Here is a 25,809-nt window from a genome sequence, read left to right as displayed (position 1 = left end):
GTGCAGGGTCCCTCTTCGGGGCCTTTTTTATTTCCCGAACCCGACACGAACGAAGCCGCTGACAACAGCGCATCCGGAGCAAGCCAATGAGCGACAAGAGCCACGATCCGAACCAGATGACCGGCGCCGCGATGATCGTCCGCGCGCTCATCGACCACGGCGTGACCGACATTTTCGGCTATCCGGGCGGCGCAGTGCTTCCGATCTATGACGAGATCTTCCAGCAGAGCGAGGTCCAGCACATCCTGGTTCGCCACGAGCAGGGCGCGGGTCACGCCGCCGAGGGGTATGCGCGCTCGACCGGCAAGCCCGGTGTCGCGCTGGTGACGTCAGGTCCCGGCGCCACCAACATGGTGACGCCGCTGACCGACGCACTGATGGATTCGATCCCGCTGGTCTGCATCTCCGGCCAGGTGCCGACACATCTGATCGGCAATGACGCGTTCCAGGAATGCGACACCGTCGGCATCACGCGCCCCTGCACCAAGCACAACTGGCTGGTGCGCGACGTCAACGATCTCGCCAAGGTGCTGCACGAAGCCTTTTATGTTGCCACCACGGGCCGCCCGGGCCCGGTGCTGGTCGACGTTCCCAAGGACGTGCAGTTCGCCACCGGCACCTATCATCCGCCGCGCAAATCCGACGTCCACCGCTCCTATGCGCCGCGCGTGAAGGGCGATGCGGCGCAGATCCGCAAGGCGGTGGCGCTGCTCGCAGGCGCCAAGCGTCCAGTCATCTACAGCGGCGGCGGCGTGATCAATTCCGGACCTGAAGCCACCAAGCTGCTGCGCGAGCTGGTCGAGGTCACGGGCTTCCCGATCACGTCCACGCTGATGGGCCTGGGTGCGTATCCGGCGTCGGGCAAGAACTGGCTCGGCATGCTCGGCATGCACGGCACCTACGAGGCCAACATGACGATGCATGATTGCGACGTCATGCTGTGCGTTGGCGCGCGCTTCGACGACCGCATCACCGGCCGTGTCGATGCGTTCTCGCCGAACTCGAAGAAGATCCACATCGACATCGATCCGTCCTCGATCAACAAGAACATCCGTGTCGACGTGCCGATCATCGGCGATTGCGCCAACATCCTCGGCGACATCCTGCAGGTGTTCAAGGCCGAGGCGAAGAAGCCTGACATCAAGACCTGGTGGCAGCAGATCGCGCAGTGGCGTGCCCGCAACTCGCTCTATTACAAGAAGAGCAACGACGTCATCCTGCCGCAGCACGCGATCCAGAGCCTGTTCGAGGCGACGCGCGGCAAGGATACCTACATCACGACCGAGGTCGGTCAGCACCAGATGTGGGCGGCGCAGTTCTTCGGCTTCGAGGAGCCGCATCGCTGGATGACATCGGGCGGTCTCGGCACCATGGGCTACGGCCTGCCGGCCGCGGTCGGCGTGCAGGTGGCGCACCCGGATAGCCTCGTCATCGACATCGCAGGCGATGCCTCGGTGCAGATGACGATGCAGGAGATGTCGACGGCGGTTCAGTACGAGCTGCCGATCAAGATCTTCATCCTGAACAACCAGTACATGGGCATGGTGCGGCAGTGGCAGCAACTGCTCCACGGCAACCGGCTGTCGCATTCCTACTCGGAGGCGCTGCCTGATTTCGTCAAGCTCGCGGAAGCCTATGGTGGCGTCGGCATCCAGGTGCACAAGCCGTCCGATCTCGACGGCGCCATCCAGGAGATGATCTCGGTCAAGCGGCCGGTGCTGTTCGACTGCCGTGTCGCGGCGCTCGAAAACTGCTTCCCGATGATTCCCTCCGGCAAGGCGCACAACGAGATGCTGTTGCCCGAGCAGGCCAATGACGAGGCGACCGCGAAGGCGTTCGCCGGCGGCAAGGCGCTGGTGTGACGTCATGTTCGACCTGACGGAGCTCGAGCGCGCACATGCGATCGTGGGGCAGGCGGTGCCGGCAACGCCGGCGCGCGCCTGGCCCTTGCTCGCTGAGCGCCTCGGCACCGAGGTCGTGGTCAAGCACGAGAACCACACGCCGATCGGCGCCTTCAAGGTGCGCGGCGGGCTGGTCTATCTCGACCGGCTCAAGCGTGAACGGCCGAACACACCGGGCATCATCTCGGCGACCCGCGGCAATCACGGCCAGAGCCTGGCTTTTGCCGCCGGCCGCCACGGCGTGCCCGCGGTGATCTACGTGCCGCGCGGCAATTCGGTCGAGAAGAACCGCGCGATGAAGGCGCTCGGTGCCGAACTCGTCGAGCATGGCGAGGACTTTCAGGCTGCGCGGGAGGAGGCCGAGCGCCGCGCGCAGTTCTCTGGCCTTCACATGGTGCCGTCGTTCCACCCGGATCTTGTACTAGGTGTCGCGACCTATGCCCTCGAGCTGTTCCGCTCCGCGCCGGATCTCGATGTGCTCTATGTGCCGATCGGGCAGGGCTCCGGCATCTGCGGCTGCATCATGGCGCGCGATCTCCTCGGCCTGAAGACCGAGATCGTTGGCGTGCAGTCGACGGAAGCGCCATCCTACGCGCTCTCATTGGCAGCCGGCAAGATCGTGGCGACCGAGACCGCGAACACACGCGCTGACGGCATGGCGACGCGCATTCCGGACGCGGATGCGTTCGCGCTGATCCGTGAACGCGCCTCGCGCATTGTCCAGGTCACTGACGACGAGGTCGCCGCGGCGATCCGTGCCTACTGGACCGATACCCACAATCTCGCCGAAGGTGCCGGTGCTGCCGCACTCGCCGCGGCGCTGCAGGAAAAGAGCAAGCTGAAGGGCAAGCGCGTCGGTCTCGTGCTGTCCGGCGGCAATATCGATTTCGATCTGTTCCGCCGTTGGGTCGGGACGGGCGCGCCAGCGATGGCATGAGGACGAGACAAGAGGGGACGACAATGAACCAGCCCGCATCCGCCTACTTCATCGAGGAGCGTCACGATCCGAACGAGACGCACACGCTTGCGGTGCTCGTGCAGAACGAGCCGGGCGTGCTCGCGCGCGTCATCGGCCTGTTTTCCGGCCGCGGCTACAACATCGAGAGCCTCACGGTCTCAGAGACCGAAGCGCAGAAGCACCTTTCGCGCATCACCATCGTCACCACGGGAACGCCGATGGTGATCGCGCAGATCAAGCATCAGCTTGACCGCATGATCCCGGTCTACCAGGTCGTCGACATGACCGAGACCCGCCGCTCCATCGAGCGCGAGCTGGCGATGGTGAAGGTGCGCGGGCAGGGCGAGCATCGCGTCGAGTCGCTCAGGCTCGCCGATGCCTTCCGCGCCCGCGTGATCGACGCCACCACCGAGAGCTTCGTGTTCGAGATCACGGGCAATACCGACAAGATCAACCAGTTTATCGACCTGATGCGCCCGCTCGGCCTTGTCGAGGTGTCGCGCACCGGTGTTGCCGCGATCGGTCGCGGGCCTGAGGGGATGTGAACCATGCTGGCGCGCGACTGGTATTACAACGAGCGGAACCGGATGGGCATCGAGCCCGCGGTGGCGTCGATCTACGATGCCCACGACGATGCCGATCTGCGGGCGCGCGCCGCGCTGAAAATGCTGGGAGTCCAGCGCGGCTGGCGCATCGCTGATATCGGCTGCGGCAACGGTGTGCTTGCTACCGAAGCCGCGCTGATGGGCGCCGAGGTCGACGCCATCGACATCTCGCCAGCGATGCTGGCGCTCGCCGAGATCTATGCCCGCGACCGCAAGGCGTCCGTGCGCACGCAATCGGCCGGCCTGCTGAGCTTCGCCTATCGGCCCGAGTCTTATGATCTGATCGTCAGCGAGTTCACGCTGCATCATCTGCCCGACTTCTGGAAGGCTGTGGCGATGTCGCGGATCTTTCGCGCGCTGAAACCCGGCGCGACCTTCTATTTGCGCGACATCGTCTATGCCTCGATGCCTGACGCGGTCGAGCGCGACGTCGAGCAATGGGCCGACTACCACATCAAGAACCACGATTTCTCGCGCGAGAGCGTGGTGACGCATATGCGCGATGAATATTCCACCTTCGGCTGGGTGATGGAGCGGATGTTGACCGATGTCGGCTTCACGCTGGTCTCGGTCGACTATCACGCGCCGATGCACGGCACCTATCTCCTCCGCAAACCGAAAGCCGGCGAGCAAGGCTAGACGAGAAGAACAAGCAGGGCTGCACAACTGGGCAGAACCGGAAACAACAATGAAGCCGGCCGACATCCTCATCGCCCTCCTGGTGGCGATCATCTGGGGGCTTGCCTTTGTGGCGAGCCGGATTGCGCTCGACGAGTTTTCGCCGGAGCTGATGACCGCAATGCGCTTTACCATCGCCGCGGTGCCGTGCCTGTTCATTCCCAAGCCCAGGATCGCCTGGTCTCTTCTGATCGCGATCAGCTTCACGCTGTTTCTCGGCCAGTTCCTAAGCCAGGCCTACGGCATCGCTCATGGCGTGCCGGTCGGGCTGACCTCCGTCGTCGTGCAGAGCCAGGCGCTGTTCACCATCGGCTTTGCCGCCATCGCATTTGGCGAACGGCCGACGCCGGTGCAGACGCTCGGCGTTGTCATCGCTGCGGTAGGTCTGCTGATGATCTGTGGCACCGTCGGCTATGATTTCAGCCTCGGCGCCTTCGCGGTGCTGATGATCGCGCCGGTCAGCTTCGCTGTCGGCAATCTCTTGCTGCGCGGCGCACGCGGCGTTCCGATGTTCGATCTGTTCGCCTGGCTCTGTCTTGCGACCGCAGTGCCGGTGTTCGCGCTGGCACTCGTCGTGAATGGGCCAATGCCGACGTTCCAGTCGCTGATCCACATGTCGCTGACGGGTCTGATCTGCCTGCTGGCGATCGGTGCTGTTTCCACCAGCATCGCCTATTGGCTCTGGGGGCGATTGCTACGTGATTATCCGGCGGCACAGGTGGTGCCGTTCGCGCTGTTGGTGCCGTTCGTCGGTTCTGCTGCGTCCAGCATCGTGTTCGGCGAGCGGTTCGGGCCGCTGCGCCTTGCCGGCATGTTGACGGTCATCGGCGGCATCGCCGTGATGGTGCTGGTCAAGCGGCCGCAAGCGCTGCCGAAGACTGCGTGAGGTGAACATGGCCCACTCGCTCTTCTATGCCTTCCTCGCGTTCATGGTGGTGATGTACTTCACTCCCGGACCGAACAACATCATGCTGCTGGCCTCGGGCTTGACCTACGGCTTCCGGCGCACGATTCCGCACATCGTCGGCATCGTCCTTGGCTTTGCCTTCATGGTCGCCGCAGTGGGCCTCGGGCTCGGCACGATCTTCCTGGCCTATCCGATCCTCCAGACCATCCTGAAATACGCCGGCGCTGCGTACCTGATCTATCTGGCCATCGTGATCGCCATGTCTGGCCCGACCACGCCGGGCAGCGAGGACGGCCGCGGCCCGATGACGTTCTGGGGCGCGGCGATGTTCCAGTGGATCAATGCCAAGGGCTGGGTGATCGTGATCGGCACCATCACGGCTTACGCGGCGATTGCCCAGTTCCCGGTCAACATCGCGATCCAGACCCTGATCAGCCTCCTGGTCGGCACGGTCTCGACCGTGGTCTGGGCTCTTTTCGGCACTGCACTACGCCCGGTGCTGACCTCGGAGCGGCTGGTCCGCGCCTTCAATATCCTGATGGCGCTCCTGCTGCTCGCCTCCCTCTACCCCGTTTTCATGGATGCATGATGTCGCGGATTTCCATGCAGAAACGGGTTTCCCTCAGGGGCCGAAATGCTCTAGACAGCCCCCGAAATCCGCAAATTTCACCCTTCGGACATCTGACTATCGGCCGATTCTGGCCTTGAACGAGGAAACGACTATGCGTGTTTATTACGATCGCGACGCCGACCTGAACCTGATCAAGGGCAAGAAGGTCGCCATCGTCGGCTATGGCAGCCAGGGCCACGCCCATGCGCTCAACCTGAAGGATTCGGGCGTCAAGGAAGTCGCCATCGCGCTGCGCAAGGACTCGAGCTCGGTCAAGAAGGCGGAGGCCGCCGGCTTCAAGGTGATGGAAGTCGCCGACGCCGCCAAATGGGCCGACCTCGTCATGATGCTCACCCCGGACGAGCTCCAGGGCGACATCTATCGCGAGCACCTGCACGACAACATGAAGAAGGGCGCTGCCCTCGTGTTCGCGCACGGCCTCAACGTCCACTTCAACCTGCTCGATCCGCGTGCTGACCTCGACGTGCTGATGATCGCGCCGAAGGGCCCCGGCCACACCGTGCGCTCCGAGTATCAGCGCGGCGGCGGCGTGCCCTGCCTGATCGCGATCGCCAAGGACGTCTCGGGCAATGCCCATGACCTCGGCCTGTCCTACGCTTCTGCCGTGGGCGGTGGCCGCGCCGGCATCATCGAGACCACGTTCAAGGAAGAGTGCGAGACCGACCTGTTCGGCGAGCAGGTCGTGCTCTGCGGCGGTCTGGTCGAGCTGATCAAGGCTGGCTACGAGACCCTGGTCGAAGCCGGCTACGCGCCCGAAATGGCCTATTTCGAGTGCCTCCACGAGGTGAAGCTGATCGTCGACCTGATCTATGAAGGCGGCATCGCCAACATGAACTACTCGATCTCCAATACGGCGGAGTATGGCGAGTATGTCACCGGTCCGCGCATCGTGACATCAGAGACCAAGGCCGAGATGAAGCGCGTTCTCGCCGACATCCAGGGCGGCAAGTTCGCCCGCGACTGGATGCTCGAGAACAAGGTGAACCAGACCTCGTTCAAGGCGACCCGCGCAAAGCTCGCCGCTCACCCGATCGAGGAAGTCGGCGCGAAACTCCGCGACATGATGCCCTGGATCAAGAAGGGCGCGCTGGTCGACAAGTCGAAGAACTAGGGCTTGCGTGCCCCGGATGCAGCGCAGCGCGCAAGCGGTGCGCTGCTGATCCGGGGCCCATTGCGGCTTCTGGGTCCCGGCTCTGCGCTCCGCTTCGCTGCGCTGGTCCGGGACAAAAGCAAAAACAAAAAGCTTCGCTCGCCAAACCAAATCTTAAATCTTCGAGATTATATCTGAGCGAGACCGCCAACAGCGGTCTCGCTCTTTTCATCTGGCGCGAAGCATTGCTGCTTCATTCAAATTCTTCGCGAGTTGATGTGCTCTCAGAGAGCCAAGAACTGACACTTAAACCACATTCTTGACCGCGCGTCGTTTTTCAAAACTTTTTCAGAAGTCGCGATCGTCAAAAGCGCAGTGTCCTCAGAGTCTAGGACTCGGCTCTTCATCCATGCTCTCAGGGCGCAATCAATCGCAATCTGCGACGTTCGCGCGCTGCTTCATCTTAAGAGTCGACACCTGATACGCCTTCTTGCGGCACGGCACGGATTCGAAAAAGCTCATTTGTGCGCGGCTTGAGAACCTGATGGCATTGCGCCGGCGCTGCCTCTCTCTACATTGATCGCGGGGCACTGAAGGGGGAGAGGACCATGCGATCTGTCGTCGTCACCGGCGCATCTACCGGCATTGGCTGGGCCATCGCGAAATTCCTGATCGGGCGCGGCTATCGCGTCTTCGGCAGCGTCCGCAAGCAAGCCGATGCCGATCGGCTGACGGGTGAGTTCGGCGTGAATTTCACGCCGCTGCTGTTCGACGTCACCGATGAGGCCGCGGTGCTGGCCGCCGCGCGCCAGGTGCGCGAGGCCCTGGCCGGCGAGACGCTGGCTGGCCTCGTCAACAATGCCGGCGTCGCGGTCGCCGGTCCCGTGCTCGAACTCTCGGCCGACGAATTCCGCCGCCAGATGGACATCAACGTCATCGGACCCGTCATCGCAACGCAAGCGTTCGGCCCGCTGCTCGGCGCGGATCCGTCGCTGAAGGGGCCGAAGGGGCGGATCGTGATGATCAGCTCGGTTGCGGGCAAGAACGGCAATCCGCTGTCGGCACCCTACTGCGCCTCCAAGCACGCGGTCGAGGGCCTCTCGGAGAGCCTGCGCCGCGAACTGATGCTGTTTGGCATCGACGTCATCATCGTCGCCCCAGGTGCGGTGAAGACGCCGATCTGGAGCAAGGCCGAGGAGATCGATCTCTCGGTCTACAAGAACTCACCTTATTTCCCGGCACTCAACAAGGTCATGGCCTTCATGATGAACCTCGGCGCGACCGGCCTGCCGGCCGAACGGATCGCCGAGGTCGTGTTCGAGGCGCTTACGGCGGCAAGCCCCAGGGTGCGCTATCAGATCACGCCGGACTGGTTCCGACACTTCATGACCACTGCGCTGCCCAAGCGCACAGTCGATCGCATCATTGCCAAGCGGCTCGGGCTGCTGCCGCAGGGCTGACGATGCGAAACCTTCTCGTCATCGTCCTTTGCATCCTGGCGTCCGCTGCGAAGGCTGGCGACCAGGGCGATCCCAGGTCCTGCGACGGCTCGACCGCGGAGATGGTTGAATGCCTGAAGGCCCAGACCGCGCAATGGGACAAGCGCATGACCGTCGCCTATCAGCAGGCGATGAAGAATGCGGCTGATGCGCAACGCGACCAGCTTCGCGCCGCGCAACGGCTCTGGATCCAGTACCGCGACGCCAATTGCCTCTATTACGGCATGGGCGAGGGCACCATCGCCCGCGTCGATGCCGGCGAGTGCCTGCGCCGCATGACCGAGGCCCGTGCCCGAGAGCTCGAGGGCCTCGGCCGCTAGTGCGGTTACGCCTTGGCGGTCTGCGGGGTCTGGCGCGCGGCCATCGCGATCATTCGCAGCGCCATTACGATCAGGAGCGGAATGAGGAACGCCGCGTAGGCAGGCATGGCCGGCACGCGCTTGCCGAACGACACCATGAACTGGAACCAGAGATAATAGCCGCCGATGAGATGCAGCGTGCGCCAGGCGCGGGGCCCGATCAGCGCCGCCGTGCGGTCGAACGAGGTCGCGCTCATCGCGATGATCGCGGCATAGCCAATTCCGCCGAAGATGTAGGAAGCAGGCGAGGTGGCTTCCGCAAAGGCCGCCGGATCCATCCTGGCGAAGACGATGATCGCAACGGCATGGATGGCGTGGGAGGCCGCAAAGCTGAGGCCGAGATAGCGGCGGTTGCGGCGCTGCCAGCGCGTCCAGGCGTTCGGCCACAGCCGCGCCAGCGCTGCTGCACCAAAAGCGAGGCAGAACAGCAGCAGTGAGCTGCGTGCCGTGAAGCGGATCACCATCCGCACGCCCTCGACCTCGAACTGCCGCATCGAGGCGATCCATAGGCTCAAGATGATCAGGCTCAGTGTGAGGACGGCGAGCAGCCGCCAGCCTTCGAACCAGCTTTGACGTTGGGACATGGCGATCTCCTCCATTATGTAATCATCGATTACATTTCGTGGTGACGCGACCGTCAATGGTGTAATCGCTGCTTACATTCACGTTCGGGTGATGTTAGAAGGCGCGATGCCCCGTCAGACGTCCAAGCCTCGCGCCCGTCACCAGACATCCGAAGCCCGGCCCTATCATCACGGCGACCTCCGCCGCGTGCTGATCGATGCTGCACTGCAGCTGGCAGAGGAAGGCGCCGAGGTCTCAGTGCGCGAGGCGGCGCGCCGGGCTGCGGTGTCGCCGGGAGCGCCGTTCCGGCATTTTCCCAACCGCGACGCATTGATGGCTGCGGTGGCCGAGGAGGCGCAGCGGCGCTTTCGTGCCGAGATCGAGGCCACACTGGATGAGGCTCGCCCCGCCAACCCGCTGGAGCGCTTCCGCGCCTTTGGCATTGCCTATGTGCGATGGGCAATGCGCAACCCCGCGCATTTCGAGATCATCTCCACGGGGCGCTATTTCGCCCATGGCAGCTCCGCCGAGCTGACGCGCGACAATGCCGAGCTGGTTGCGCTGACCGAGCGGTTGCTGACTGAAGCGGCCGCGCAGGGCCTGCTGCGATCGGCAGACCTCAAGCGCATCCTGATCGCCGGCCGCTCCCTGATCTATGGCTTCGCCCGGATGAACCTCGACGGGCATTTCCCGCGCTGGGGCGTGGAGGAGGGCGAGATCGAGCGGATGGCGGAGGAGGTGATCGATCTGTTCATCGCGGGGATCGCGACGCGCTAGGCGCCGCCCTGGTCCGGAATCCTGCTCAACTTGGTATTGGCGGCTGATGCCGCGCCGCATACACTCGCGCCCATATTGTTTCACTTCGATATTTTCATGCGTACGGCAGAGATGGATCGACGCACATTTTTTCTCGCAGCCGGCACCTTGCCGATCTGGACGAACCGGGCGCTCGCTCAAGCCACGCGGCCGACGATCGGTTTCCTTGCCAGCGGTTCGCCGGAGACCTTTGTCACGGTGGTCACCGGCTTCCAGGAGGGGCTCAAAGCCGCCGGGCTGATCGAAGGTAGCAACGTCGCCATCGAATATCGTTGGGCTCAGGGGCAGTTCAACCGGTTGCCCGAACTCGCGGCTGAGCTCGTCCAGAAGCAGGTCGGCGTGATCGTCACGATGGGCGGTAACGTGGCCGCGCTTGCGGCCAAGCGCGCCACGTCCGCTATCCCTATCGTGTTCCTCACCGGGGACGATCCCGTGTCGACGGGCCTGGTCGAAAGCCTGAACCGGCCTGGCGGCAACGTCACTGGCGTGACCTGGCTCGCCGGCGAACTCGGAGCCAAAAATCTGGAGCTGGTCAGCGAACTGGTTCCGGCGGCGACGACGATCGGCGTCTTGGTGAACCCCAACCGGCCGACCGCAGCGGCCCAGCTCGAAAGCGCCAGCGTGGCGGCCAAGGCCATCGGAAAAACCCTGCTCGTGCTCAAGGCCAGTCAAAAGGACGATATCGACAAAGCCTTTGCCGAGATCGCGCAAGCCCGTGTCGAGGCGCTGTTCGTGACGGTTGATCCGGTCTTCATCGTCAATCGCGTCCAGATCATCGAGGCTTCGGCGAAGCAGCGGCTGCCGACCCTGTATTTTCAGCGCGAGTTCGTTGATCTGGGCGGTCTCGTGAGCTATGGGGCCAGTGCGCACGACGCCTCGCGTCTGGTCGGCGGCTATGCGGCGCGGATCCTGAAGGGGGCGAGGCCGGCCGATCTTCCCATTCAGCGGTCGACCAAGATCGAGACGATCGTCAATCTGAAGACCGCAAGATCGCTCGGCATGACAATTCCGCCGAACCTGCTCGCCCGGGCCGACGAGGTGATCGAGTAGCCGGTGCTGCGATCGAGGCGGTGACCGGGCTGCGGCCCTTCGCCTCCCGCTAACATTAAGCAAAGGTCGCATCGCCCTCCGCGTTGCCTGTCGGTGACTGTTCCATTACAGTTTTATGACACGGTGCAGCCGGCTGCGCCGGACGCCCTGGTCGTCTCGAGGTCGGCCAGGCGCCATAGCATCACCGCGCCGGACCCAAGTTCAGCGTGTCGTCGATGGCGTCCGCGCCCAATCCAGGTCCTTCCGCCACCACCGCCGTCCTGGCGAGCGTCGCCGCGCTCGGCATCTGGCGGCTGCTCGCTGTGACCGCGCCGCATTTCGCTGCACTTGCGCTGATGTACGAGACCGAGACCGATTTCGGTTCGCGCCTCTCCTTCCTGCTCGCCTGGGGCATCCTCAACTTCTTCTGGATCACGCTGCTGCGCCGACCCGCGCTGTCCGGCGCATTGTCGCTGACCATGGTCGTGGTGCTGGTGCTGCTGTCGCGGCTCAAGCACGACGTCGTGCAGATGACGGTCAACTTCATCGACCTGATGATGATCGATCGTGACACGGTCGCGTTCCTGTTCACGATCTTCCCGAATTTGCGCTGGTCGGTGATCGGGGCGGGCCTCGTCACGCTGCCCCTGATGTACGCGCTGTGGTGGCTCGACCCGTTCCGCATCCGCCGCCTTCCGGCGCTCACCTGCAAGCTCGCCTGTCTCGCCGCCCTGGTGTTCTATTCCGCCTATCATCCTGACGAAGCCTGGCGCGGCTATTACGACGATGGCTATCTCTCGAAATTCTTCCGCTCCGGCGTCACTGCGGTCTCGGATTTCATGCAGTACGGCTTCATGGAGTCGGCCGCCGCGACCAATGAGCGACTCAATATGCCGCTGGTCGACGCCTGCCATCCGGCCGGCCGCCGGCCGAACATCATCATGATCCATGATGAATCGAGCTTCGACATCCGCGCCGCGCGGGGCATCAAGGTGCCGCCGGGTTATGGCAGCCATTTCAAGTCCTGGGACGGCAAGGAGCGCACCTTCCTGGCTGAAAGCAATGGCGGGCCGAGCTGGTTTACCGAATACAACGTGCTTGCTGGTCTGTCCTCGCGCTCGTTCGGCCGCTTCGCCTATTTCGTGACGCGCATTGCATCGGGCCGCGTCGAGCGCGGCCTGCCGCTCAGCTTGCGTCGCTGTGGCTACGACACCATGTCGCTCTATCCCGCCTATGGCGGTTTCATGGGCGCGCGCAGTTTTCAGACGACGACCGGTGTCGAGCGCTTCCTCGACTCCCTTGATCTTGGTGCGAAGGACGTCGAGCCCGACAGCTTCTTCTACGACAAGGCCCTGCGGCTGATGGGCGAGCGGACGCCGAACAAGCCGCTGTTCACCTTCATCTATCTCGGTGCCAATCATTTTCCCTGGGAGACGCGCTTCCGTCCCGATCTGATGCCGGGCTGGCGCGCGCCGGGCAACGTGCCGTCGATCGACGAATATCTGCGCCGCCAGGCGATGAGCGCCGAGCAATACAAAGCCTTCGTCGCTGGGTTGAAGAAGAATTTTGCCGGCGAGCCGTTCCTGATCGTACGCTATGGCGATCACCAGCCCGAGTTCGCGCCTGCTATCCTCGAGCCCGGGCTCGACGAAGGCGCGATCGGCAAGAAGCTCGACGCCTATGATCGACGTCTCTATGCGACCTATTACGCAATCGACGCGGTCAATTTCGAGCCGGTGAAGAGCGAGGCCGTGATGGACACGATCGACGGTCCCTATCTGCCGCTGGTAATCCAGGAAGCCGCCGGTATTCCGCTCGACCCGTCGTTTGCGGAGCAGCGGAACATCATGTTGCGCTGCAAAGGCATGTTCTACGGTTGCGATGACGGCGCCGAGGCGCGCCGCTTCAATCGCCTGCTGATCGACGCCGGTATGATTAGGGGGCTGTAGCGCCGCAGCAACGGTTCCCGCTCAAGCGCGAGGCGCAGTCTTGAACGTGGTTGCATGTTTCTGTTAGGTTTCTGGCAGGTCGATTTTTTGCGGGATCTTCCATGGTATTACGTCTCCTCTCGCCGCAATTCCTCTTGCTGTGGGCCTTCATCGGCTCGACGGTCGCCGTGCATTTCCGCGGCAAGGTGCGGCTCGGCTTCTGGCGGCAGTTCACCGATCATTCGACACTGATGGCGCCGTACAATGTGCTCATGTACATGTTCTCGGCCGTGCCGAACCGGCCGATCATCGAGGAGGCATCGTTCCCCGAGATGAAGGTGCTGCGCGACAACTGGCAGACCATCCGCGAGGAGGCGCTGCAACTGTTTGCGCAAGGCCAGATCAAGGCCGCTGACAAGTACAACGACTGGGGCTTCAACTCCTTCTTCCGTACCGGCTGGAAGCGCTTCTATCTGAAATGGTACGATGAGCCGCTGCCCTCAGCGCTCGCCAACTGCCCCAGGACTGTCGCGCTATTGAGCTCGATCCCGAATATCAAGGGCGCGATGTTCACCAACTTGCCGCCGGGCGGACGCTTGGTGCAGCATCGCGACCCCTTTGCCGGCTCGATCCGCTACCACCTCGGCCTGCAGGTGCCGACATCGCCCGGCGAGTGCCGCATCTTCATCGACGGCGATCCCTATACCTGGCACGCCGGCGAGGCCCTGCTGTTCGACGAGACCTATCTGCACTATGCTGAGAATACCACCAGCGACGACCGGCTGATTTTGTTTTGCGACATCGAGCGGCCGCTGACGAGCAAGGTGATGACTTCAGTCAACCGCTGGTTCTCCGATCACATCATCCGGGAAAGCGCGACCCAGAACGTCGAGGGTGAACGCGTCGGCTGGATCAACCGCGTATTCGGCTACGCCTACCAGGTGCGACTGCTCGGCAAGCGGATGAAGGCCTGGAACAGGCGTGTATACTATACGGTGAAGTTCGCCCTGATCGGCGCCATCCTCGCCGCATTCCTGGCGACGGCGTTTGCGTGACAGTATCATATTGCGCTGTTGCAATCTTTCGAGCGCGCATGTTGTTTTCAAACTAAAGCCGAGGGACAGGGCACGGGCGCCGGTGCGGAGCATGCCCGGCGGTGCGAGCAGGAATAGCCTAGCGCCCGCGGACTTTCTCCCACAGCCACCTCGCCACCGCGTCCGGCGAGGAGTTCGCATCGTTGCCGCTGGCGCGAATGTTTGCCTCGCGCATGGTGGTGATGTCGATCTTGCCGAGCAGCGGGCCCAGTGCCGCCTTCAGCCGCTCGCCACCGCCGCATACATGAAGTCCGGCTGCATCTGACGCTGCGCGGTGAACTGGAGGCCATAGGCTTTCTGCAGCGCCGGCGGCTGAACAGGCTGCTGATCAGTGCGGGAATGATCCGGGGACTCTAGAACGCCTTGTCTTGTCATCCGAATGAAGGACGCGATGACGGACAATGCCTTGTATGGGGAGGTCCGAGAAACCGCGAAACTCAGGAGAGCTCATTTGGCAATATCCGTAAAGCAGATGTTGGAGGAAGCCAACGCCGTCGTGATAAAGATCACGCCGGCTGAGGCGAAGGAGATGATCGGCAAGGGCAACGTCCTCGTGCTCGACGTGCGCGATGCGCCGGAGGTCGAGAAGAGCGGCAAGGTTCATGGCGCAGTGAACGTCTCCCGCGGGATGCTGGAATTCCGTGCCGATCCGGAGTCGCCCTATTACGACAAGGCCTTCGCCCGGGACAAGACCGTGATCCTGTACTGCGCCTCCGGCGGCCGCTCCGCCCTTGCCGGCAAGCTGCTTCGGGACATGGGCTACAGCCACGTCTACAACGTCGGCGGCTTCAAGGATTGGGTCGACGCCGGCGGCGCGATCGAGAAGCCGGTCCTGTAGCAGAGCTGGCGGTGCGCTGGGCGTGATGGCCTAGCGCCCGCCGACCTTCTCCCACAGCCACTTCGCCACCACGTCCGGCGACGAGTTCGCGTCATTGCCGCTGGCACGCAAGTTTGCCTCGCGCATGGTGGTGATGTCGATTTTGCCGAGCAGCGGGCCCAGTGCCGCCTTCAGCCGCTCGTCGCTGGCGCGCTTCGGTGCCAGCAGCAGGATGGCGTCATAGGGCGGGATCGCCTGCCTGGGATCGTCGAGTGCAACCAGATCATATTTCGCGATCAGCCCGTCGCTGGTGTAGCCCGCGATCACGTCGACCTCGCCGCTCGCCACCGCTGCATACATGAAGTCCGGCTGCATCTGGCGCTGCGCGCCGAACTGGAGGCCATAGGCTTTCTGCAGCGCCGCCCATTCCGGCCGCGAGAAGAATTCGTAGTCGCCGGCGATCGACATCGTCGACGTATGGGCTGGGAGATCGGCGATGGTGCGGATGCCGAGCGCGTCGGCGCGCTTTTTCGGCATCACCAGCGCATAGGCATTCTCGAATCCGAGTTCGCCGAGCAGGGTGATGTTGTCCCTGGCGAGCGCCGTCTTTAGCTCTGCGACCAGCTCCGCGCGCGGCTTGATGTCGGTGCGGCGCAGCTGATTGGCCCAGAGCGTGCCGGAGTAATCGACATAGAGATCGATGTCGCCAGCCTTCAGGGCCCCGAAGATCACGCTGGAGCCGAGGCCCGATCGCGCGGTGGCGGAGAGACCAGCCGCCTGGAGGCGGTCTCGAAGCAGCGCCGACAATACATATTGCTCGGCGAAGGTTTTTGCTCCGACCACATAGCCGGACGACGAGCGCCCCATCGTCGGCACCAGCGTCGCTGCAACCAGCGCCGCGATCCCGATCGCGCCAAGCCCGGCGCGCACGCGGCCGCGCTGACGCAAGCCGCTCTCGATCAGGCCCAGCAATTGATCGACGGCGAGCGCAAGCAGGGCTGAAGCGACGCAGCCGAACAGGACGAACACCCAGTTCTGGGTCTGCAGCCCGGCAAAAATGTAGTTGCCGAGGCTGGTCTGCCCGATCGGCGTCGACAGCGTCGCGGTGCCGATCACCCAGACCGCGGCCGTGCGGATGCCCGCCATCATCACCGGTAGCGCCAGCGGCAGCTCGACCATGACGAGCGACTGTCGCGCCGTCATGCCGACGCCCTTGGCGGCTTCGATCAGTGCGGGGTCGATGCCGTTCAGCCCGGTGATGCCGTTGCGCAGCACTGGAAGCATCGAATACAGCGCCAGCGCGAGCATGGCCGGCAGGAAGCCGAAGGCCGAGAAGGAGACGCCGAACCATTTCAGCGTCACGGAGGCTGCAAGCAGCAGCAGCGGATAGAACAGCGCAAGCAGTGCCAGTCCCGGTACCGTCTGCACGATGCTGGCGAAGGCGAGCAGGATCGCGCGCGGCGCCGGGCGATTGCGCGTCAGGATCGCCAGCGGCAGACTGACGATGAGGCCGAGCGCAAGTGCGGCGAGGCTCACCCGCACATGGTTGCCGAGATAGTCGGGCAAATGCGACAGCGCTTCGCCCCAGCGCGGATCAGCGAAAAAAATCATGCCGCACCACTCTGCGGCAGCAGCGCGTTCAGCCGCTCGACCTGGCGCCGTGGTGAGCGCAGCAGCTCCAGCACGTAGCCGTCGCTGCTCGCCGACAGCTCCGCCGGCGTGCCCTGCGCGAGCAGCTTGCCGCCGCGCATGACCGCGATGCGATCGGCGAGCAGGATCGCCTCCGTCATATCGTGCGTGATCATCACCGTGGTCAGGCCGAGCTTGCGATGCAGCTCGCGAAAATCCTCGCCGAGCACATCGCGAGTGAGGGGGTCGAGCGCGCCGAACGGCTCGTCCATCAGCAGGATGCGGGGCTTTGCGGCGAGCGCGCGCGCCACGCCGACGCGCTGGCGCTGGCCGCCCGAGAGTGCCTCCGGTAGCCGGTTGCGATGCGCGGTACGATCGAGCTGCACGAGCTCGATCAGCTCATCGACGCGTGCCACGATCTCGGATGCCGGTGCGCCGAGCAGCTTCGGCGTAATCCCGATATTGTCGGCGACGCTCAGATGCGGGAATAGCCCGCCGCTCTGGAAGACGTAGCCGATCCGGCGCCGCAGCGCGACCGGATCGATGTTTTGGACGTCCTCGCCCTCCACTGTGATGGTGCCGCCATCGGCCTCGATCAGCCGGTTGGCGAGACGGAGCAGCGTAGTCTTGCCGGAGCCCGAGCTGCCGACGACGGCCAGAAACTCGCCCTCGGCAACGTCGAGCGACACATCGTCGACGGCCCTGAGGGGGCCGAAGCTCTTGGTGACGTGCACATAGCCAATCATCGGCCTGGACGGCATTGGGCGCGGCTCTCTTGCTTGACCCGCCCGATGGGGCAGGGAATGACAGACCCATGCGTAGCACGCTTGGCGCCTTGATTGAACTTGGCCGCGCGAGCGGCTAAGGCATCAAGCCAAGTTCGGAGGGAACACATGACAACGCCCACGGCAGTGGCGCTGGAAGATGCCAAGGTTGCGTTCCGGCTGGGGGACGAGCGGGTCTATACGGCCGTGGAGAAGGCCCATTTGACGGTCTCGCAGGGCGAGTTCGTCGCCATTGTCGGGCCAACTGGTTGCGGGAAATCCACGCTGCTCAACGTTGCCGCCGGGCTGCTCAAGCCGGTTGCGGGCAACGTCAAGATATTTGACCGTCCGCTCGCCGGCCTGAACCGGGACGCCGGCTATTTGTTCCAGGCCGATGCGCTGTTTCCCTGGAAGACCGCGCTCGACAATGTCGCGATCGGGCTCGAGATCAAGGGCACGCCACGCAGCGCCGCGCTGCCGCAGGCGCAGAAATGGCTGACCTCCGTCGGCCTCGGCGCCTTTGCGGGGCGCTATCCGCACATGCTCTCCGGCGGCCAGCGCAAGCGCGTGGCCCTGGCGCAGGTGCTGATCCGCGATCCCAAAATCCTCCTGATGGACGAGCCGTTCGGCCCGCTTGATGCGCAGACGCGCCAGGTCATGGGCAATCTGCTGCTCGACCTCTGGAATGCCGATCGCAAGGCCGTGTTGTTCGTGACCCATGATCTGGAAGAGGCGATCGCGCTCGCCGACCGCGTCGTGATCATGTCGGCCGGGCCGTCCTCGCGCATCATCGGTGACTGGCGCGTGACGCTGCCTCGCCCGCGCGACATTTTCGAGGTCCGGCTCGACAAGGAGTTTCATGCGCTCCATCGCGAGATCTGGGCCGTGCTCAAGGATGAGGTGATGAAGGGTTACGCGCAATCCACCCACGCGGCGGAGGCGGTATAATGTCGCGCGTCACGCTGCTTGCACTGCAAATCCTGGTCGCGATCGTCTGCATCGCGCTGTGGCAGTTGCTGTCATCAGTGCCGGTGTTCGGCAAGATCCTGCTGCCGCCGTTCTTCTTCTCCAATCCGGTCGACGTGTTCGACCAGATCGTCAAATGGTTCGTCTCGGGCGTGATCTGGAAACATCTCTGGATCACGCTGGTGGAGTCGATCCTCGCTTTCGTGATCGGCTCGCTCGGCGGCGTCCTCATCGGCTTTTGGTTCGCGCGCCAGCCGTTGGTGGCTGCGGTGTTCGACCCCTACGTGAAGATGGTCAACGCGCTGCCGCGCGTGGTGCTCGCGCCGATCTTTGCGCTGTGGCTGGGCCTCGGCATCTGGTCCAAGGTCGCGCTCGGCGTGACACTGGTGTTCTTCATCGTGTTCTTCAACGTCTATCAGGGCGTGAAGGAAGTCAGCCGCACCGTGCTCGACAATGGCCGCATGCTCGGCATGAGCGAGGGGCAGTTGATGCGGCACGTCTATTGGCCGTCGGCGTTGTCGTGGATGTTCTCCTCGCTGCACACTTCGGTCGGCTTCGCCGTGGTCGGCGCCGTTGTCGGCGAATATTTGGGATCGGCGGCGGGGCTCGGCTATCTGATCCAGCAGGCAGAAGGCATATTCGACGTCGCCGGCGTGTTCGCCGGCATGTTCGTGCTGTCGGCCTTCGTCATCCTGATCGACTTCGGCGTGACGCTGGTGGAGCGCAGGCTCCTGGTTTGGCGACCGACCGTGGACGGTCGCGGCTAGTTGCCTGCTGACATTTATGTGATTGGCCGGCCGGAATAGAACGCGCACCCACGCGTCATACCCCCATGCGATCACCTGCATGGGAGTTCAGGATGCACCAGTTACAGTTTCGCCACGTCGTTGCGGCGCTCGCAGGCAGATGCCGATGGCCGAGGCCGGGCCTCGGCACGGCGCTCATCGGCGCGCGCATTCTCGTCGCATTCGCGCTGCCGTCGCTCGTGCTCGCGCACGAAGCCCACCCCGCCGCCCCATCGGTTGCGCAGGGTGCGGAAGAGCATGCGTTCCTGGAAGAGAACGACGCGGCGATGACCAAGATGATGAACGACATGGCGGCCAAGCCGACCGGCGATGTCGATCGCGACTTCGTTGCGATGATGAATCCGCATCATCAGGGCGCGATCGACATGGCGGTCATCGAACTGCGTTACGGCAAGAACGAACAGCTACGACGCATCGCCCAGGAAATCATCGTCGATCAGATGCAGGAGATCGCGGCGATGAAGCTCGCGATCGGCGAACCTGCAACGGACACGACGCCGGCCCCGACGCAGCCGCCATCCGTTACAGCCGCAGCAGTTCATCATCAGGGCATGCAGATGGACATGTCCGCCGGAATGAAGAAATAGGAGTGATAGATGAAGACGTCGCGAAGCAACATCATGAAGAGCATTTTCCTGGCGGCCACGATGCTCGCCACCGGCTCGGCCGCATGGGCAGGGCAGGCGCCGGGCGCGCTGTTCGCCGCCGATATTCCGATCAGCCATCACGACCGCGTCTATGCCGCGGAGCAGTTCTCGAACACGGTCTCGGTAACAGATCCGGTCGACAACAAGCTGCTTGGTGTGATCCGCCTCGGAGACCCGCAGCCCGGCAATTTCAGCCCGCTCTATAAGGGCCAGGTTCTCGTGCACGGCATGGGTTTCTCGCCCGATCACAAGACGCTCGCCGTGGTGTCGATCGGCTCAAATTCGGTGAGCTTCATCGACACCGCGACCAACGCGGTCAAGCGCGTGACCTATGTCGGGCGGTCGCCGCACGAGGCGTTCTTTACGCCGGATGGCAAGGAGGTGTGGGTCACCGTTCGCGGTGAAAACTACATCTCCGTGATCGATGCGAAGAGCCTGGAGGAGAAGACCCGCATCACGACCCCGAACGGGCCGGGGATGCAGATCTTCTCACCCGACGGCAAGTACGGCTATATCTGCTCGTCGTTCAATCCCGAGACCGATGTGGTCGCGGTCGCCGAGCACAAGATCATCGCCACGGTGAAGCAGGAGAGCCCGTTCTGCCCGAACATCGCGGCAACGCCCGATGGAAGCCAGGTCTGGTTTACGCTGAAAGATGTCGGCCGGACCCAGGTGTTCAACGCGAAGCCCCCGTTCAACCTGATCAAGACGATCGACACCGGACCGATCACGAATCACGTCAACTTTGCGCATACTGCCAAGGGCACATTCGCTTATGTCACCATCGGTGGCCTGAACTTGGTGAGGGTCTTCCGCACGGACGATTTTTCGCAGGTCGCGACCATCCCGGTCGGCAATCTGCCCCATGGCGTCTGGCCGTCCGGCGATGGCACGCGCATTTATGTCGGGCTCGAGAACGCCGACGCCCTCGCAGCGATCGACACTGCGACGAACAGCGTGGTTGCGAATGTCCCGATCGGCCAGGCACCGCAGGCGATCGCCTACGTTCCAGGCGCGGCGCCCAATCCGGATGACCGCCAGAACCTGCAACCGCTGGGCGTGGCCGGGCAGGTCGCCCATCTTTCGATGGGCCCCAAGGACGGATCGAAGGATGGCGCGGCGCCGACCAGCGTCTCGCTGTTCGACCAGGGCCTGATTCAGATATTGCAGGCTTCGGTGACGGGACTTCAGCCCAAGCAGAAATATGTGCTTGCGCTGGCGGAGCGGAACGATGGAGGCGGCCCGCTGCAGCCGTTGGCGGCCTTCATGACGAATCCGGCCGGATCGGCTATCGTCAACGCAGTTGGTCCGATCCGCCAGATCGTCGATCAGTCCGGGGCCTCTGGAAAGCGATATCTCGTGATTGCCTCCGGTGATGCAGCTGGGCCCGGCGGCGCGGTCCAGATCGAGACGCAATGACGCGCCATCGGGCGCCAACGAAAGGCAGGCGGAGCGCCCCATGAAGGACATGCTGGTTCAGGTCGAACCACTGATCCCCTCGCTCCGCCGTTATGCGCGCGCGCTGATGCGTGATCGCACAACCGCCGACGATCTGGTTCAGGATTGCCTGGAGCGCGCCGTCAGCCGCTGGCATCAGCGGCGTGACGGCAGCGTGCGCGCCTGGCTGTTCACCATCCTCCACAATCTGGCGGTCACTCAATTCCGTCAGGCCGCGACTCGGGGAAGGCATATGCCGATCGACGATGCAGGCGAGCGTGAGCTCGTGAGTGCTGCCGCACAGGAGCACAGGCTGATCTACCAGGACGTCCTGAACAAGCTTGCAAGGCTGCCTGAGGAGCAGCGGGCCGTGCTGCTGCTTGTTGCAGTCGAGGATTTTTCCTACGCCGAAGCTGCAAAAATGCTGGATATCCCGGTTGGGACGGTGATGTCGCGCCTGTCACGCGCGCGGGAAAGGTTGCAGCAGGAGATGGAGGGGGCTGCACCGGGGAATGTCGTGGAATTGCGGAGCATCAAATGAGCCAGCGACCGATCACGGAAGATGATCTCCACGCCTATGTGGATCACGCACTTGCACCCGAGCGCCGTGGAGAGGTTGCCTCCTATCTGAACGATCATCCGGATGCCGCCGGGCGCGTCGCGACGTTCGCCAGCCAGCGCGAGCAGTTGCGCAGCGCGTTAGCTTCGATCGCAGATGAACCAGTGCCGGCCGAGCTGACCCTGTCGCAAATCATCGAGCGCCGGAAGCGTTCCCCTTTGCGAGCGTGGGGAGCTATTGCGGCGTTATTGCTGCTCGGCATCGGCGGTCTCGGCGGCTGGACCATGCGTAGTCTGTCGCTGAATGGCTCGAACGGATTGTCCGCATTGGCGCAGGAGGCTGCCTACTCCTATGACGTCTATGCACCGGACCGCGTGCGGCCGGTCGAGATACGAGCTTCCGACAGTGCCGAGCTCACGCAATGGGTGTCCAGCCGGCTGAAGCGGGCGGTCAAGGTGCCTGATCTCTCCACGTCGGGCTACCGGCTGATGGGCGGGCGCCTGGTTGCGACCTCGCATGGTCCAGCCGCGATGTTCATGTATGATGACGATCAGGGCGACCGTCTCGTCATGCTGACACGTCCAATGAGCAGCGGCAGTCAGGATGCGCCGATGATGCCGCACGCGGCCGGCGATGTCGCGGGCTTCGCATGGGCGGATCGTGGCATGGGCTATACGCTCGTCGGCCAGCTTCCGGGGGACGTTCTTAAGCCGATCGCAAACGAGATCCGGAAACAGGCGGGGCCGATCTAGGTCGCGCCGCATCCGGCGACGAAGGCGGTGGTGATCGACAGCCCGTCAGCAAGGTGATTCATGGACGATTCTCACCATCAGAGATTGTTGTCGTGGGCGCATGCCGCTGCGCCAAAAGGCTGATGACCAGCGCACTTGCGCGTCCTTCTCAAGCCGGTCCCGCTGCTCTATGGTGCCGCCAGCCGAACGGAGGAAACCAATGAAGAACACGATTGCCAGGCTCGCCGGCGCGCTGCTCGCGCTGACGCTCACCACCGGTTTTGCCGCAGCGCAAAGCAAAGTGACCGTTGCGGTCGGCGGCGGCGCCTGCCTGTGCTATCTGCCGACGGTGCTGGCCAAGCAGCTCGGCGAATACGAGAAGGCTGGCCTCAGCGTCGACCTGGTCGATCTCAAGGGCGGCTCGGACGCGCTCAAGGCCGTGCTCGGCGGCAGCGCCGATGTCGTCTCGGGCTATTTCGACCATTGCGTCAATCTCGCCGCCAAGAAGCAGGAGCTTCAGGCGTTCGTGGTCTACGACCGCTATCCCGGCCTCGTGCTGGTGGTTGCGCCGTCGCACACGGCTGATATCAAGTCGATCAAGGATCTCGCCGGCAAGAAGGTCGGCGTCAGCGCGCCGGGCTCCTCTACCGATTTCTTCCTGAAGTATCTGCTGAAGAAGAACGGCCTCGACCCCGCCGGCACCGCCGTGATCGGCGTCGGCCTCGGCGCCACCGCGGTGGCTGCGATGGAGCAGGGTCAGATCGACGCTGCGGTGATGCTCGATCCCTCAGTTACCGTGCTCCAAGGCAGCCACAAGGATCTGCGCATCCTCAGCGACACCCGGACGCAAAAGGACACGCTTGAGACCTTTGGCGGCGAATATCCCGGCGGCGCGCTGTACTCGACCGTGGCCTGGATCAACGGCCACGAGAAGGAGACACAGGCGCTCACCAACGCGATGGTCGCCACGATCGCCTGGATCCACTCGCATTCGCCCGAGGAGATCATGGCGAAGATGCCGGACGAGATGGTTGGCAAGAACAAGGATCTCTATCTCGCCGCGCTGAAGAACACGATCCCGATGTTCTCCGAGACCGGCAAGATGGATCCGAAGGGTGCAGACGCCGTGCTCGCGGTGTTCAGCGTCGGCTCGCCGGAGGTCGCCAACGCCAAGATCGACGTCAGCAAGACTTTTACCAACAAGTTCGTCGACCAGGCCAAGAAGACCACGGGGAGCGCCAAATAACTGACGCGAAGGCTTGGTAATCAGGCGTCATGACGTCACCGACCATCCATCGCGTCTCGACGCTTGATCTTGCCGTGCGCCCCGTCGTCTGGCCGTTCGCCGAAGAGCGGCGCGCCGACATCGCCGCGCATTTCGCCGAGCAGCAACGGGCGCGGCCGAAACTCTGGAACGGCCGGGTTCTGCTCGGGTGCGATGCCGTCTTCACCGACGGTCATCTCGCCGCGACCTATTTCGAGACGGATTTCGCGAGCTTCTTGGCCTGGCGCGACTGGGGCTTTCCCGACCGTGCCGTGTTCAACGGGTTCGGCATGGGCGCACTGCGCACGTCCGACGGCGCCTTCGTGATGGGCGAAATGGCCCATCACACCGCCAATGCCGGGCGCATCTATTTCGCGTCAGGCACGCCCGATCTCGACGATGTCAGGGATGGCACGCTCGACATTCCCGGCAGTGTCGTCCGAGAGCTCGAAGAGGAGACCGGCCTCTCGCCCGCCGACTATTCGGCCGAGGCGGACTGGCACTGTGTCGTCACCGGTAGCGCACTTGCCATGATCCAGATCCTCAACCTTGATATGCCTGGAGAGGCGGCTCGCGCGCGGATCGAAGCCAATCTGGCTGATCAGGACGAGCCGGAGCTTTCGGCCATCCATCTCGTGCGCGGGATGGATGATCTCACGCCGACCATGCCGCGGTTTGTCACGGCCTTCATGGCGCAGCAGTTCGCCTCGCGCTGACGCGAGGCTTGACATCGTGCGGCCGAGCCCATGTGATGGGCGAAAAGCAGAAACAAAAAACTGCAATGCACAATCGTCCAGGGAGGTTTAGATGCGCCTGCGCATGGCTGTCCGCTTGGTACGTGGGCTGTTGATCGCGATTGCAGCGATGGGCCTGACTGTTTCGGCCGAGGCCCAAGAGAAAAAGATCAAGATCGGCGTGATCTTCGACCTGACCGGCCCGCTCGCCGGCGGCGGCTCCGAGCTGCAATATATCGGCGCCAAGATCATGCTGGACCAGTACAGCAAGACCGGGGTCGAGGGCTACAAGATCGAGGCCGTCTACGCCGACGCGCAAAGCAAGCCCGACATCGCCATCAACGAGGCGGTGCGGCTGATCGAGCAGGAAAAGGTCGACATGCTGCTCGGCTTCTTCTCTTCGGCGCAGTGCGTACCGGTGGCAGCCCGCGTTGAGCAGGCGAAGAAGTTCATGTGGATCACCACCTGCATTTCCTCGGCCGTGCTCGCGGACAAGAACTACAAATACATCTTCCGTCCGCAGGCGAGCGGCGATCAGTTCGGCATGATGACGATGGATTTCATCGCGCAGAATTCCAAGGAGAAGTTCGGCAAGGAGCCGAAGGACCTGCGGGTCGCCATTATCCACGAAGACGGTGCTTATGGTGTCGACGTCTCCAAGGGCAACGAGGCCGGTGCGAAGAAGGCGGGCTTCAACGTCGTCCTGAAGGAAGGCTATTCCGCCACCGCGCCGGACCTCTCCGCGCTCGTGACGAAACTGAAGCGCGCCAAGCCCGATGTCGTTTTTCACACCGGGTACAATCCCGATATCACCCTGCTGCTGCGGCAGGCGCGCGAACAGGGCCTGAAATTTGCGGCGCTCGTCGGTCATGGTGCGGGCTACGGCGTCTATGAAAAGCTCAAGGAAGGTCTTGGCACCGACGCCAATTATCTCTTCGACACTGATCCGATCTCGATCTGGCTCGCCAACCAGAAGACCATGGATCCCAAGCTTGCGCCGGTCATCAAGATGGTCGGCGAGGAGTTTGACAAGGTGAAGCCGGGCGTGGCCATCCGCTCGGCGCATGTCGGAATGGCAGCCTCGAACACGTACGTCTTCATGACGGAAGTGCTGCCGCGCGCAATCAAGAAGTACGGCGGCGCCGATCCCGATGCCCTGCGCAAGGCGGCGCTCGACGTCGATCTGCCGGAAGGCGGGACGATGCTCGGCTTCGGCGTCAAATTCTACGGCGAGGGACAGCCGATGGCCGGCCAGAACGAGCGCTCGTTCCCCGTCGTGATCCAGTACATCGACGACAAATCCTATGTGGTGTGGCCCAAGAGCCAGGCGCAGCGCGAAGCCGTGCTGCCGCTGCCCAAGGGCACCACCTACAGCAACCAGTAGCAGCGGAGCGGG

26 protein-coding genes and 1 pseudogene are annotated in these 25,809 nt (G+C 63.5%); 23 read left to right on the top strand and 4 right to left on the bottom strand.

Annotation, left to right across the window (positions count from 1 at the left end):
* Positions 1-86 precede the first annotated feature (86 nt).
* From M2427_RS15710 to M2427_RS15670, 9 genes are all read left to right on the top strand, one after another.
* Complete coding sequence (locus M2427_RS15710; RefSeq protein ID WP_280707297.1) at positions 87-1,862, top strand: acetolactate synthase 3 large subunit; 1,776 nt, start codon at positions 87-89, stop codon at positions 1,860-1,862.
* Between the two features lie 4 nt (positions 1,863-1,866).
* Entirely contained in the window at positions 1,867-2,838 is a 972-nt protein-coding gene (locus M2427_RS15705) for a threonine dehydratase (protein ID WP_280707296.1), read from the top strand.
* Between the two features lie 23 nt (positions 2,839-2,861).
* Positions 2,862-3,404: an acetolactate synthase small subunit gene (gene ilvN / locus M2427_RS15700; RefSeq protein ID WP_280707295.1), complete on the top strand. Its 543-nt coding sequence runs from the start codon at positions 2,862-2,864 to the stop codon at positions 3,402-3,404.
* A gap of 3 nt (positions 3,405-3,407) precedes the next feature.
* Positions 3,408-4,103, top strand: coding sequence for a class I SAM-dependent methyltransferase (locus tag M2427_RS15695; protein ID WP_280707294.1), 696 nt, complete (start codon positions 3,408-3,410; stop codon positions 4,101-4,103).
* Positions 4,104-4,152: 49 nt separating this feature from the next.
* Positions 4,153-5,028, top strand: a complete 876-nt coding sequence (locus M2427_RS15690; RefSeq protein WP_280707293.1) for an EamA family transporter — start codon at positions 4,153-4,155, stop codon at positions 5,026-5,028.
* Between the two features lie 7 nt (positions 5,029-5,035).
* The gene (locus M2427_RS15685) at positions 5,036-5,638 is read left to right on the top strand and encodes a LysE family translocator (RefSeq protein ID WP_280707292.1); all 603 of its coding nucleotides are present in this window, start codon (positions 5,036-5,038) and stop codon (positions 5,636-5,638) included.
* Positions 5,631-6,791 carry a ketol-acid reductoisomerase gene (gene ilvC / locus M2427_RS15680; RefSeq protein WP_348521927.1) on the top strand — a complete coding sequence of 387 codons (1,161 nt, stop codon included), beginning with the start codon at positions 5,631-5,633 and terminating at the stop codon, positions 6,789-6,791. The genes M2427_RS15685 and ilvC overlap by 8 nt, the downstream gene beginning before the upstream one ends.
* A gap of 587 nt (positions 6,792-7,378) precedes the next feature.
* Positions 7,379-8,230, top strand: a complete 852-nt coding sequence (locus tag M2427_RS15675) for an SDR family oxidoreductase (RefSeq protein WP_280707290.1) — start codon at positions 7,379-7,381, stop codon at positions 8,228-8,230.
* Positions 8,231-8,232: 2 nt separating this feature from the next.
* A complete protein-coding gene (locus M2427_RS15670; protein ID WP_280707288.1) occupies positions 8,233-8,589 on the top strand; it encodes a lysozyme inhibitor LprI family protein in 357 nt (118 codons plus the stop codon).
* A 5-nt stretch (positions 8,590-8,594) separates the two neighbouring features.
* On the opposite strand, the gene M2427_RS15665 is transcribed toward M2427_RS15670, so the two are convergent.
* A complete protein-coding gene (locus M2427_RS15665) occupies positions 8,595-9,212 on the bottom strand; it encodes a hypothetical protein (RefSeq protein ID WP_280707287.1) in 618 nt (205 codons plus the stop codon).
* A 187-nt stretch (positions 9,213-9,399) separates the two neighbouring features.
* On the opposite strand from M2427_RS15665, the gene M2427_RS15660 reads away from it, so the two are divergent.
* The 4 genes from M2427_RS15660 (at position 9,400) to M2427_RS15645 (ending at position 14,020) form a co-directional block, all read left to right on the top strand.
* On the top strand, positions 9,400-9,969 hold the full coding sequence (locus M2427_RS15660) for a TetR/AcrR family transcriptional regulator (protein ID WP_348521926.1): 570 nt from the start codon (positions 9,400-9,402) through the stop codon (positions 9,967-9,969).
* Between the two features lie 96 nt (positions 9,970-10,065).
* Positions 10,066-11,058 (top strand): ABC transporter substrate-binding protein, encoded by a 993-nt coding sequence (locus tag M2427_RS15655; RefSeq protein ID WP_280707285.1) that lies wholly within the window; start codon positions 10,066-10,068, stop codon positions 11,056-11,058.
* 215 nt (positions 11,059-11,273) lie between these two features.
* Positions 11,274-12,986, top strand: coding sequence for a sulfatase-like hydrolase/transferase (locus M2427_RS15650; protein WP_280707284.1), 1,713 nt, complete (start codon positions 11,274-11,276; stop codon positions 12,984-12,986).
* A gap of 101 nt (positions 12,987-13,087) precedes the next feature.
* Positions 13,088-14,020 carry an aspartyl/asparaginyl beta-hydroxylase domain-containing protein gene (locus tag M2427_RS15645; RefSeq protein WP_280707283.1) on the top strand — a complete coding sequence of 311 codons (933 nt, stop codon included), beginning with the start codon at positions 13,088-13,090 and terminating at the stop codon, positions 14,018-14,020.
* 118 nt (positions 14,021-14,138) lie between these two features.
* Here M2427_RS15645 and M2427_RS15640 read toward each other — a convergent pair.
* Positions 14,139-14,365, bottom strand: a pseudogene (locus tag M2427_RS15640) (ABC transporter permease); the annotation flags it as partial.
* A 145-nt stretch (positions 14,366-14,510) separates the two neighbouring features.
* Here M2427_RS15640 and M2427_RS15635 point away from each other — a divergent pair.
* The gene (locus tag M2427_RS15635) at positions 14,511-14,897 is read left to right on the top strand and encodes a rhodanese-like domain-containing protein (protein WP_280707282.1); all 387 of its coding nucleotides are present in this window, start codon (positions 14,511-14,513) and stop codon (positions 14,895-14,897) included.
* A 30-nt stretch (positions 14,898-14,927) separates the two neighbouring features.
* Here M2427_RS15635 and M2427_RS15630 read toward each other — a convergent pair whose 3' ends face one another.
* Both M2427_RS15630 and M2427_RS15625 read right to left on the bottom strand, forming a co-directional pair.
* Positions 14,928-16,487: an ABC transporter permease/substrate-binding protein gene (locus M2427_RS15630; RefSeq protein ID WP_280707280.1), complete on the bottom strand. Its 1,560-nt coding sequence runs from the start codon at positions 16,485-16,487 to the stop codon at positions 14,928-14,930.
* The gene (locus tag M2427_RS15625) at positions 16,484-17,266 is read right to left on the bottom strand and encodes an ABC transporter ATP-binding protein (protein WP_280707279.1); all 783 of its coding nucleotides are present in this window, start codon (positions 17,264-17,266) and stop codon (positions 16,484-16,486) included. The genes M2427_RS15630 and M2427_RS15625 overlap by 4 nt, the downstream gene beginning before the upstream one ends.
* A gap of 132 nt (positions 17,267-17,398) precedes the next feature.
* Between M2427_RS15625 and M2427_RS15620 the strand changes: the two genes are divergently transcribed.
* The 9 genes from M2427_RS15620 (at position 17,399) to M2427_RS15580 (ending at position 25,797) form a co-directional block, all read left to right on the top strand.
* Entirely contained in the window at positions 17,399-18,217 is an 819-nt protein-coding gene (locus M2427_RS15620) for an ABC transporter ATP-binding protein (protein ID WP_280707278.1), read from the top strand.
* Positions 18,217-19,002 carry an ABC transporter permease gene (locus M2427_RS15615; RefSeq protein ID WP_280707276.1) on the top strand — a complete coding sequence of 262 codons (786 nt, stop codon included), beginning with the start codon at positions 18,217-18,219 and terminating at the stop codon, positions 19,000-19,002. Before M2427_RS15620 ends, M2427_RS15615 begins: the two co-directional genes overlap by 1 nt.
* 92 nt (positions 19,003-19,094) lie before the next feature.
* Entirely contained in the window at positions 19,095-19,628 is a 534-nt protein-coding gene (locus M2427_RS15610; RefSeq protein WP_280707275.1) for a DUF305 domain-containing protein, read from the top strand.
* 9 nt (positions 19,629-19,637) lie between these two features.
* On the top strand, positions 19,638-21,107 hold the full coding sequence (locus M2427_RS15605) for a YncE family protein (RefSeq protein WP_280707274.1): 1,470 nt from the start codon (positions 19,638-19,640) through the stop codon (positions 21,105-21,107).
* A 40-nt stretch (positions 21,108-21,147) separates the two neighbouring features.
* Complete coding sequence (locus M2427_RS15600) at positions 21,148-21,666, top strand: sigma-70 family RNA polymerase sigma factor (protein ID WP_280707273.1); 519 nt, start codon at positions 21,148-21,150, stop codon at positions 21,664-21,666.
* Positions 21,663-22,436, top strand: coding sequence for an anti-sigma factor (locus M2427_RS15595; protein WP_280707272.1), 774 nt, complete (start codon positions 21,663-21,665; stop codon positions 22,434-22,436). The genes M2427_RS15600 and M2427_RS15595 overlap by 4 nt, the downstream gene beginning before the upstream one ends.
* 199 nt (positions 22,437-22,635) lie before the next feature.
* The gene (locus M2427_RS15590; protein WP_280707271.1) at positions 22,636-23,661 is read left to right on the top strand and encodes an ABC transporter substrate-binding protein; all 1,026 of its coding nucleotides are present in this window, start codon (positions 22,636-22,638) and stop codon (positions 23,659-23,661) included.
* Between the two features lie 29 nt (positions 23,662-23,690).
* Positions 23,691-24,395, top strand: a complete 705-nt coding sequence (locus M2427_RS15585) for an NUDIX hydrolase (RefSeq protein ID WP_280707270.1) — start codon at positions 23,691-23,693, stop codon at positions 24,393-24,395.
* Between the two features lie 91 nt (positions 24,396-24,486).
* Positions 24,487-25,797 (top strand): ABC transporter substrate-binding protein, encoded by a 1,311-nt coding sequence (locus M2427_RS15580; protein WP_280707268.1) that lies wholly within the window; start codon positions 24,487-24,489, stop codon positions 25,795-25,797.
* Positions 25,798-25,809 lie beyond the last annotated feature (12 nt).

This window comes from Bradyrhizobium sp. BR13661 (assembly GCF_029892425.1).
GTDB lineage: Bacteria > Pseudomonadota > Alphaproteobacteria > Rhizobiales > Xanthobacteraceae > Bradyrhizobium.
The sequence above is the reverse complement of the archived record's forward strand: the minus strand, read 5'-3'. Positions and strand labels throughout refer to the sequence as shown.